Raw genomic sequence first — 4,790 nt, 5'->3', positions numbered from 1 at the left:
TGCCAGGTGAGGGGGCGTTCCTGAATGGCCGTCGCATTACCGTGCGCCGCCCCGCCGCGATGGTCGAAATCGGCGGGCCGAAGCCATTGATCAGCCTGATGCCGGCTGAATGGCAGGGCCGGCTGAGCCGCGTGCCCTATATTCCCTCGCTCGCGTACCGGCTGGCCATGGTCGCCAATGGCATGCTCGACGCAACCTTCGTCAAACCCAACGCACATGATTGGGACATCGCCGCGGCGGACCTCATCCTGCGCGAGGCCGGCGGCGCATTGCTCGACCAGAAGGGCCGCGCACCGCGCTATGCCGGCGAAGTGATCAGCCACGGCGCGCTGGTTGCCGGCAGCGGCGAACTGCTCGCCGTCCTCTCCGGCATCATCGCCGGCCCGGACAGTTGAACATATCATCAATGGTTCCAAAGTCGGCGGCTTTGGTCTAGACCTGTCACAAACTCACGATATGTGAAGGACCGACATGACCGCGGAAGACGGAAAGAAGCAGCTTTTGCACCTGGTGTTCGGCGGCGAACTGAAGACGCTGGGCGGGACCGAATTCCGTGATCTCGATGCGCTCGACATCGTCGGCATCTATCCGGATTATCAATCCGCGCAAACGGCATGGAAGGCTAAGGCCCAGGCCAGCGTGGACAATGCTCATATGCGGTATTTCGTCGTTCACCTGCACCGGTTGCTCGACCCCGACACCAAGGCTGCCGATTGAAATCGATGGATCATGAAGCCGTGAAAGGACCGGCCACGAGGTCCGGAGTCAGAAGGCATCCTGGCGGCACCCCGCGGACATTCTGGCGCAAGATTCGCGAACCGCTGGCGCAATCGCGATTCGTCAAGAACGCCATCGCCGGCCTGTTTGCGCAGTTCGTTCGCCTCATCCGCCTGACCAACCGCGTTGTCGACGGATCAGCGCAGATATCGGGTGGCGCTTACTCGCAGTTCGAGCCGGGCATTATTGCGCTGTGGCATGGCCAGCACCTTCTGACTCCTGCCTACTATCCCAAGGGAAGGCCGCTGGTCGCCATGGTATCGCGCAGTGCCGATGCCGAGCTCAATGCGCTGATGATCGAGAAATTCGGCATCGAGGCGGTGCGCGGCTCGGGCGGACGCGAAGGCGCGAAGCATCTCGACAAGGGCGGCGCCAAGGCGCTGATTGCCCTGAAAAAGTCGCTCGCCACCGGCAAGAACGTCGCCATGATCGCTGATATTCCTCACGGCACGCCCCGCGACGCGGGGCTTGGCATCGTTCTCCTGGCGCGGCTTTCAGGCCGGCCGATCCTGCCCGCGGCAATTGCCACCAGCCGCCGCAAGGTGCTGGAGCGCAGCTGGGACAAGACCACGATCAATCTGCCGTTCGGCCGCTCCTCGATTGTCGTCGGAGCGCCGGTGTTCGTTCCGGCCAATGCGGATGAGGCCGAGATGGAACGCAAGCGCCAGGAGGTCACCGCCGCGCTTAACGCCGCGACCGCCGAGGCCTACCGCCTCGTGGATGGCTCGAAATGAGCGGGCGCTGGGCGCGCACCTTCCTGACGGCGTATCGTTTCGCGGGCGCAGCCGCCTATCCGCTGATCGGGCCCTATGTTGCGTGGCGCACCTCCAGGGGCAAGGAAGACCGAATTCGCCGGCGCGAGCGCTATGGCATCGCCGGGCGTGAGCGCCCCGAGGGGCCGGTGATCTGGATCCATGCGGCGAGCGTCGGCGAGACCATCGCCGTCGTGCCGCTGGTCGAGAGCATCCTCGACTACGGCGTCAACATCGTGCTGACGACGGGGACTGTCACCTCCGCTCAGGTTGCCGACGAACGGCTCGGCGACCGCATCATCCACCAATATGTGCCGCTCGACCTCAAGCCGGCGGTCAGCCGCTTCCTCGACCATTGGCGGCCGGATCTGGCGATCATCGCCGAATCTGAGATTTGGCCGATGACCATCCTGGAGCTCGGTGCGCGCCGTGTGCCGCAAGTGCTGGTCAATGGCAGGCTGTCGGACCGTTCGTTCAAATCCTGGAAGAAGCGCGCCAACATTGCCGAGGCGCTGTTCGAGAATCTCGCCCATGTTGTCGCCCAGTCGGAAATCGACGGCGAGCGCTTCCTCTCGCTCGGCGCCCGGCCGGTCACCGTATCCGGCAATCTCAAGGTCGACACCACGCCGCCGCCGGCCGATGAAAGGGCGCTGTACACGCTGAAACGCCAGACCGGCACCCGCCCCACCTGGGCGGCAATCTCGACCCATGACGGCGAGGAAGTGGTCGCCGCCGAGGTTCACGCGATGCTGCACAAGCGTCACCACGGTCTTTTGACGATCGTCGTGCCGCGCCATCCCGATCGGGCTGAAGCGCTTGCCGCGCAGATTTCCGGCATGGGCCTGAAAGTCGCTCGGCGCAGCAAGGGCGACAGGATCACCGCCGATACGGACATTCTGCTTGGCGATACGATCGGCGAGATGGGGCTTTATCTCAGGTTGACCGAAATAGCCTTCGTTGGCCGTTCGCTCACCTCCGAGGGCGGGCAGAATCCGCTGGAGCCGGCCATGCTCGACACCGCGGTGCTGGCCGGCCGCAACGTCCAGAATTTTCGCGAGACCTATCAGCGCCTGCTCGACAGCGGCGGCGCCAAGTTGGTGCGCGACCGCGACATGCTGGCCGGCGCCGTCAATTTCCTTTTGAGCAACGAGGTGGCTCGCCATGAAATGATGGCAGCCGGTGCGGCGACCGTCGAAGAGATGCGCGGCGCGCTGGCGCTTACGTTGAAGTCGCTCGAGCCCTACATTCAGCCGTTGGTCGTCAAGTCGCGCCTCAAGGGCGCCAACGGCCGCTAAGGTGGCCAGCGAAGCGCCACCCTTCTGGTGGGAGGAACCGGACTGGCGCGCGCTGGCGCTGGCACCGCTGTCCGCAATCTATGCCCTCATTGCCGGCCGCCGCATGCGCTCGGCGGCGCGCGAAAAGGTCGAGGCGCCGGTGCTATGCGTGGGCAACTTTACCGTCGGCGGCACCGGCAAGACGCCGGTAGCGATCGCGCTCGCCGGACAGGCCAGGCGCATGCAGCTCAATCCCGGTTTCCTGTCGCGCGGCCATGGCGGCTCCTTCGCGCAGCCGCATGTTGTCGATCCGCATCACGACGCTGCCAAGCATGTCGGCGACGAGCCGCTGCTTTTGGCCGAGCACGCGCCGGTCGCGGTGACGCCGAACCGGGCCGCCGGTGCGCGGCTTCTGCTGGAAAAGCATGGCTGTGATTTCCTGATCATGGATGACGGCTTCCAGAGCGCGCGCATCCATATCGATTACGCGCTAGTCGTCGTCGACGCACGCTACGGCGTCGGCAACGGTCGCGTCATTCCCGGCGGTCCGCTCAGGGCTGGTATCGTCGACCAGCTGGTTTTTACCACCGCGCTGCTGAAGATGGGCGAGGGCCTTGCTGCCGATGCGGTCGTTCGCCAGGCGGCGCGTGCCGGCCGGCCGATTTTCGAGGCGTATACGCGGCCAAGCAGCACGGCGGGGCTGGCCGACAAACGATTCCTGGCATTTGCCGGCATCGGCCATCCCGACAAGTTCTTCGACACGGTCCGTGAAGCCGGCGGCGAGGTCGCGCTAGCCCGGTCGTTTCCAGACCATCATTTCTATGGTGAGGACGAGCTTGCTGAACTGGCAACGACTGCGCGACGTGCCGGACTTGGCCTCATCACCACCGCCAAGGACGCCGCCCGGCTGCGCCACGATGCCGCGCCCGCCGATTTCCTCCGACAGCTCGATGTGCTGGAGATCGACACCGTGTTCGATCCCGGCCACGTGCCCGAACGCATTATCGAAGAGACACTGGATGCCTGGCGGCAGCGCAAGCTGCGGGGCTGACTTTGGAGCCGATCCGGAAGCTGGTTTAACGCCGGCTGCGCAATTCCGGATGTGTCTCGATCTCGCGGCGCAGCGAGGCCGCAGCACTGACATACGGCTCCTGCCTGGCGACGCTCCAGTATTTGAGTTCATCGAGCGGGATGCTTTCGCCGGTAACTGCGCAGCGCACGAAGGCGCCGGGGCTGGTCACCTGGAAGTCGCCGTCCAGGTAGCGGATACGGGCTTCCTTGCCGCCGGGGCCTTCGAAACGGTTCATCATGGGGTGGTGCCGAAATTCATGATGATGTCATCGCCATAAATCCTGGCAAGGTCAAGCTTGGAGCAATTCACAGGCCCATTGTTAGCCGAATATCGCTCGCGAGGAGTGGAGCGAAGCGGACGAAAGTGCTCGCCGCAAACGCTTGGTCATTTCAAGCTACCGGATTACTGTTACCTTGATCGGGCAAGGGGGACTTCATGAGCACCGCATTCAACGTGCTGCATCTGACCGAAGATACCGCCGGCGAAAGTCGCTTCGGTCAATTCGATTTGGCCTTGAAGGAGACCCCCTTTGCGCCGCCGGCGCTGCCGTTCCTGGTCTCATCCATCATGCCGGCCAAGGGCTATGTCGCGATCCGAATACCGGTAGGATGGATCGGCGAATTGCATCAATCACCGCATCGCCAGATCCTGTTTTGCATGGCAGGGGCATTGAAGGTCACGGCGAGCGATGGCGAGGTTCGTCTCGTGCAGGCCGGATCGGTCTGGCAGATGGAAGATGTGAACGGCAAGGGTCATTGGAGCGAAGTGCCAAGCCCGGTTCCGTTCGATGCCGTCATTCTGCTCCTGGATGACTTGGCTCTGAGTTAGCTCTCCACCTCAAGGAACGCGTCCATTTTCTCCATCGCCAGTCCGGCCTCGACCGCGATGCGGCGAGCAAGCTCCGCCGCTGCGGCG

The 4,790-nt window shown here is 63.9% G+C and carries 7 protein-coding genes; 6 read left to right on the top strand and 1 reads right to left on the bottom strand.

Features of this window, described 5'->3' with window-relative positions:
* The 5 genes from E5W87_RS34045 to lpxK form a co-directional block, all read left to right on the top strand.
* A partial coding sequence (locus E5W87_RS34045) for an inositol monophosphatase family protein (RefSeq protein ID WP_292407905.1) occupies positions 1–395 on the top strand: 395 nt, incomplete at its 5' end.
* 76 nt (positions 396–471) lie between these two features.
* Positions 472–717: a DUF4170 domain-containing protein gene (locus tag E5W87_RS34040; protein WP_095485661.1), complete on the top strand. Its 246-nt coding sequence runs from the start codon at positions 472–474 to the stop codon at positions 715–717.
* A gap of 5 nt (positions 718–722) precedes the next feature.
* Entirely contained in the window at positions 723–1,511 is a 789-nt protein-coding gene (locus E5W87_RS34035; protein WP_292407901.1) for a lysophospholipid acyltransferase family protein, read from the top strand.
* Entirely contained in the window at positions 1,508–2,824 is a 1,317-nt protein-coding gene (gene waaA / locus E5W87_RS34030) for a lipid IV(A) 3-deoxy-D-manno-octulosonic acid transferase (protein WP_292407898.1), read from the top strand. The genes E5W87_RS34035 and waaA overlap by 4 nt, the downstream gene beginning before the upstream one ends.
* 1 nt (position 2,825) lies before the next feature.
* Positions 2,826–3,854: a tetraacyldisaccharide 4'-kinase gene (gene lpxK / locus E5W87_RS34025; RefSeq protein WP_292407894.1), complete on the top strand. Its 1,029-nt coding sequence runs from the start codon at positions 2,826–2,828 to the stop codon at positions 3,852–3,854.
* Between the two features lie 25 nt (positions 3,855–3,879).
* Here the strand turns inward: lpxK and E5W87_RS34020 are convergent, their stop codons facing one another.
* A complete protein-coding gene (locus E5W87_RS34020) occupies positions 3,880–4,113 on the bottom strand; it encodes a DUF2093 domain-containing protein (protein ID WP_112564953.1) in 234 nt (77 codons plus the stop codon).
* A 215-nt stretch (positions 4,114–4,328) separates the two neighbouring features.
* Between E5W87_RS34020 and E5W87_RS34015 the strand changes: the two genes are divergently transcribed.
* Positions 4,329–4,703: a hypothetical protein gene (locus tag E5W87_RS34015; RefSeq protein WP_292407886.1), complete on the top strand. Its 375-nt coding sequence runs from the start codon at positions 4,329–4,331 to the stop codon at positions 4,701–4,703.
* The last annotated feature ends 87 nt before the right edge of the window (positions 4,704–4,790 follow it).

Origin of the sequence: Mesorhizobium sp. (assembly GCF_004962925.1) — a bacterium.
Taxonomy (GTDB): Bacteria; Pseudomonadota; Alphaproteobacteria; order Rhizobiales; family Rhizobiaceae; genus Mesorhizobium.
The sequence above is the reverse complement of the archived record's forward strand: the minus strand, read 5'-3'. Positions and strand labels throughout refer to the sequence as shown.

Excerpts from the sequence above, each read along its gene's own strand:
- E5W87_RS34040 (WP_095485661.1), top strand. The coding sequence starts at position 472 with ATGACCGCGGAAGACGGAAAGAAGCAGCTTTTGCACCTGGTGTTCGGC.
- waaA (WP_292407898.1), top strand. The coding sequence starts at position 1,508 with ATGAGCGGGCGCTGGGCGCGCACCTTCCTGACGGCGTATCGTTTCGCG.
- E5W87_RS34035 (WP_292407901.1), top strand. The coding sequence starts at position 723 with ATGGATCATGAAGCCGTGAAAGGACCGGCCACGAGGTCCGGAGTCAGA.
- E5W87_RS34020 (WP_112564953.1), bottom strand. The coding sequence starts at position 4,113 with ATGATGAACCGTTTCGAAGGCCCCGGCGGCAAGGAAGCCCGTATCCGC.